The organism is Variovorax sp. P4_D9 (assembly GCF_056401695.1).
In genome coordinates this window covers 1-4460 of the sequence record NZ_JBFUIU010000713.1, presented here as the reverse complement: position 1 = coordinate 4460, position 4460 = coordinate 1, and the positions used below count along the sequence as shown (strand labels likewise).

The window sequence follows — 4460 nt, the reverse complement described above, 5'->3', positions numbered from 1 at the left end:
ACCCTGAGCTGCCGCGCAGCTGGTGCCCCCGGACGCCCGCTGATGTTGTTCCTGCATGGCTTTCCCGAAGCCGCGTTCATCTGGGACGAACTGCTCGCCTACTTTGCAGCGCCGGAGCATKGCGGCTTTCGCTGCCTGGCGCCGAACCTGCGCGGCTTCGAGCGATCCAGCGCGCCGGCCGAGGTCTCGGCCTACCGTGCCCACCTGCTGGTCCAGGACATCGCCGAGCTGGCGACCAGCGAGAACCCGACGGGCCGCATCGACACCCTGGTGGCGCACGACTGGGGCGGCGCCTTCGGCTGGGGCTACGGCAATCGGCACGGCGACAGGCTCGGCCGGCTGGTGATCCTCAATTCGCCGCACCCGGGAACCTTCGCGCGCGAGCTGCAGAACAATCCCGCGCAGCAGGCYGCCAGCGCCTACATGAACTTCCTCGCCCGCCCCGATGCCGAAACGCTGCTGGCGGCCGACGACTATCGGCGCATGTGGCCCTTCTTCCTCGGCATGAAGGCCGGGCCCGAGGGATTCGGCTGGCTCACCGAGAAGGTCAAGGACCAGTACCGAGAGGTCTGGGATGCCGGCCTCACCGGGGCCTGCAACCTGTACCGCGTGACGCCACTAAAGCCCGCGATGCCCGGGCAGCCGGCGCCCGCGCTACCCGAAATGCCCCATGACAAGCTGACTGTCGCCGCGCCCACGCTGGTCTTGTGGGCCCTGGACGACAAGGCGCTCCTGCCCGGCTTGCTCGAAGGGCTGGAGGACTACGTGCCGAAGATCGAGATCGTCAAGGTGCCGGGTGCCACGCACTGGATGGTGCACGAACGCCCGGAATTGGTCGCCAGCGAGATCGAGGCCTTCTGGCGGCGCACTCAATAGACCGCGGGTTCGCCTTCGGGCCTGGTCTTGAAGCGCCGATGCACCCAGTAGTACTGGGAAGGCATGGTGTCGATATAGCTCTGCAGGCGCCGGTTCATGAGGGCGGTGTCGGCCACCGCGTCCTCGGTCGGAAAGCCCTGCCATGCCGGCAGCACTTCGATCTCGTAGCCCTCGCGGGTGAGCTTCGAGATTACCGGCACCACCTTGGCCCGGCCCAGYCGGGCGAAGCGCGACAGCGAGGGCACGGTGGCCGCCTGCACGCCATAGAAGGGCACGAACACGGTCTGGTCGCGGCCGAAGTCCATGTCCGGCAGCAGGTACAGCAGGCCGCCCTTGCGCAGCCCCGCGACGATGGGCTTGATGCCGTCGACCCGGTTCAGCGCGATCACGTTGCCGAAGCGCTTGCGGCCCTCGCTGACCCACTGGTCGACCATCGGGTTGCGCTGCGTCGTGTAGATGGTGGTCGAAGGCCGGTCGGTGTGCATCGTGAGCGCCGTGGCCGCCGCGTCGAGGCCATAGAAGTGCGGTGCGAACAGGATCATCGGCTCGTGGCCGTGCGCGATCTCCTCGATCACGTCGGCTGCGCCCACCACCTTGAGGCGGCGCGCCACCACCGACTCCGGCGCATGCCAGAGCCAGCTGCGGTCGAACCAGGACTGCGCCACGTAGACGAAGGTCTCGCGCGCCATGCGATGCCGCTCGGCCGGCGTCTTGTCGGGAAAGCACAGCGCGAGGTTGGTATCGACCACCCGCCGCCGCGGCACCGCAACCACATGCAGCAGCCGCCCGAGCAGCGCGCCGAAGCCGCGCACCAGTGGAAAGGGGACGTGCGCCAGCGTGCGCATGAAGCCGATGCCCAGCGTTGAAGTCAGGCGACTCATCGGGCAGCCTCCACCGCCGCCTCGGCGCGCGGCTGCTTGTAGCGGGCGTAGTCCCAGACGTACTGGCCCGGCAGGCTGCGGATCAGTTTCTCGATGCCTACGTTCATGGCGGTGGCGGCGACCTCGGGCGTGGCCTTGGGGTCGCTCATTGCGGTGCCGTCGAAGGGCACGAAGCGGATCGCGAAGCCGGCGCCGCGCGGCAGCCGCTCGCAGACGCCGAGGAAGACGCGGGCACCGGTCTGCTGCGCCAGCCGCGGCAGCAGGGTCATGGTGTAGGCCGGCCGCCCCAGGAAGGGCGCCCAGACGCCCTGCCCCAGCGGCGGCACCTGGTCCGGCAGCAGGCCGGTGTAGCCGCCGCCGCGCAGGGTGCGGATCAGGCCGCGCACGCCGGCCACCGTGGTCGGCAGCGTCTGCAGGCCAGGGCGGTCGCGCGAGCCGGCGATCAGTTCGGCCATGAATTTCTTGCGTGCCGGCCGGAACAGCGCGGTGATCGGGCCGTAGTCCTTGAAGAAGCGCTCGCCGACCGCCTGGCCGAAGGTTTCCCAGCTGCCGAGGTGCGGCGACACCAGGATCACGCCCTTGCGGGCTGCCAGCGCGGCCTCGAAGGCTTCGACGCCCTCCCAGCGCACGATGCGCGGCAGCAGGCTTTCGCTGCGCGGCCGGGCCCAGACCCAGGGTAGTTCGCCGACCATGGCGCCGGCGGCGGCGATCGCCGGGCGGTACTGCGCCCGCGTGAAGCCCGCCGCTTCGGCGTTTTCCTTGAAACGGCGACGGTAGTCGGGGGCGAGGCACCAGACCAGCCAACCCAGGCCGCCGCCGAGCGCGTGCATCACGGGCAGCGGAACACGGGCGAGCAATCTGAACAAGGCAATCATCGAAGCATGGGGATGTAACAGGACGCGCGCGCAAGGGACAGCGCGGCTCGAATAGAATGCAAATTGTCGCTGAGTTATGGAACTACTTGCAGGGCGACGTTAAACAACTCTGCTAAAGCGTTCGCCAAGGCTCCTAATCGGGTTGGCAACGCGCCAATTGACCTGCTACCGGAGTTTGAAACACATGGCGAACGATTTTCTCTTCACTTCCGAATCCGTCTCCGAAGGCCATCCCGACAAGGTGGCCGACCAGATCTCGGATGCGATCCTCGACGCGATCTTCGAACAGGACCCGCGCTCGCGCGTGGCAGCCGAGACGCTCACCAACACCGGCCTGGTGGTGCTCGCCGGCGAGATCACGACCAACGCGCACGTCGACTACATCCAGGTGGCGCGCGACACCATCAAGCGCATCGGCTACGACAACACCGACTACGGCATCGACTACAAGGGCTGCGCCGTGATGGTCTGCTACGACAAGCAGTCCAACGACATCGCGCAGGGTGTGGACCACGCGAGCGACGACCACCTGAACACCGGCGCCGGCGACCAGGGCCTGATGTTCGGCTACGCCTGCGACGAGACGCCCGAGCTGATGCCGGCGCCGATCTACTATGCGCACCGCCTGGTCGAGCGCCAGGCCCAGCTGCGCAAGGATGGCCGCCTGCCCTTCCTGCGGCCCGACGCCAAGAGCCAGGTCACGATGCGCTACGTCGACGGCAAGCCGCACAGCATCGACACCGTGGTGCTGTCGACCCAGCACCACCCCGACCAAAGCGAAACGCCGACCAAGATGAAGGCCTCGTTCATCGAGGCGGTGATCGAGGAGATTGTCAAGCCGGTGCTGCCCAAGGAGTGGCTCAAGGACACGCGCTACTTGATCAACCCGACCGGCCGCTTCGTCATCGGCGGTCCGCAGGGCGACTGCGGCCTGACCGGCCGCAAGATCATCGTCGACACCTACGGCGGCGCCTGCCCGCACGGCGGCGGCGCGTTCTCGGGCAAGGACCCGAGCAAGGTCGACCGCTCGGCCGCCTACGCCGCCCGCTACGTGGCCAAGAACATCGTCGCTGCCGGCCTGGCGCGCCAGTGCCAGATCCAGGTCGCCTACGCGATCGGCGTCGCCCGGCCGATGAACGTCACGGTCTACACCGAAGGCACGGGCGTGATCCCCGACGAGCAGATCGCGGAACTGGTGCAGGCGCATTTCGACCTGCGCCCGAAGGGCATCATCCAGATGCTCGACCTGCTGCGCCCGATCTACGGCAAGACGGCGGCCTACGGCCACTTCGGCCGGGAAGAGCCCGAGTTCACGTGGGAGAGCACCGCCAACGCGTCGGCGCTGCGCGCTGCCGCCGGACGGTAAACCTCAGGCCGGCGCCGGGCCGCCCCAAGGCTGCCTGCGGCCCCCTCGGGGGGCAGCGAGTACACGAAGTGACCGAGCGTGGGGGCTCTCAGGCCCCCGCGAGCAGGCGGCAGACCTCTTCGTCGGAGGTCTGGCCGAAGTCCTGGTACCACAGCCCGACGGCATGGAAGTGCTCGGGCGTGCGAAGGCACACCACCTCGTCAGCGACCGTGCCGACGCTTTGCAAGGCTTCGCGCGACGCCACCGGCACAGCAACCACGATCCGCCGAGGCCGGCCGGCACGCACCGCCATCGCGGCGGCATGCATCGTGGCGCCGGTCGCCAGGCCGTCGTCGATCAGCAGCAGCACGCGCCCCTCGAGCGCCAGCGGCGGGCGCTCGCCGCGATAGGCCCGCTCGCGGCGCACCAACTCGGCCCGTTCGCGCGCCACCACGGCCTCGACCTCCGCCGCGGCCACCGGCC

The 4460-nt window shown here is 68.8% G+C and carries 5 protein-coding genes; 2 read left to right on the top strand and 3 right to left on the bottom strand.

What is annotated here, in order from left to right; genetic code table 11:
* On the top strand, positions 1–876 hold an 876-nt coding region (locus tag AC1DY5_RS43335), incomplete at its 5' end, for an alpha/beta fold hydrolase (protein WP_478120587.1).
* Here AC1DY5_RS43335 and AC1DY5_RS43330 read toward each other — a convergent pair.
* Positions 870–1757 (bottom strand): LpxL/LpxP family acyltransferase, encoded by an 888-nt coding sequence (locus tag AC1DY5_RS43330; protein WP_478120586.1) that lies wholly within the window; start codon positions 1755–1757, stop codon positions 870–872. The two genes, AC1DY5_RS43335 and AC1DY5_RS43330, sit on opposite strands and share 7 nt — an antisense overlap.
* A complete protein-coding gene (locus AC1DY5_RS43325; protein ID WP_478120585.1) occupies positions 1754–2632 on the bottom strand; it encodes a lysophospholipid acyltransferase family protein in 879 nt (292 codons plus the stop codon). The genes AC1DY5_RS43330 and AC1DY5_RS43325 overlap by 4 nt, the downstream gene beginning before the upstream one ends.
* A gap of 184 nt (positions 2633–2816) precedes the next feature.
* Between AC1DY5_RS43325 and metK the strand changes: the two genes are divergently transcribed.
* Positions 2817–3998 (top strand): methionine adenosyltransferase, encoded by a 1182-nt coding sequence (gene metK, locus AC1DY5_RS43320; protein ID WP_478120584.1) that lies wholly within the window; start codon positions 2817–2819, stop codon positions 3996–3998.
* 88 nt (positions 3999–4086) lie between these two features.
* Here the strand turns inward: metK and AC1DY5_RS43315 are convergent.
* A partial coding sequence (locus AC1DY5_RS43315; protein ID WP_478120583.1) for a phosphoribosyltransferase occupies positions 4087–4460 on the bottom strand: 374 nt, incomplete at its 5' end.

Excerpts from the sequence above, each read along its gene's own strand:
- AC1DY5_RS43325 (WP_478120585.1), bottom strand. The coding sequence starts at position 2,632 with ATGATTGCCTTGTTCAGATTGCTCGCCCGTGTTCCGCTGCCCGTGATG.
- metK (WP_478120584.1), top strand. The coding sequence starts at position 2,817 with ATGGCGAACGATTTTCTCTTCACTTCCGAATCCGTCTCCGAAGGCCAT.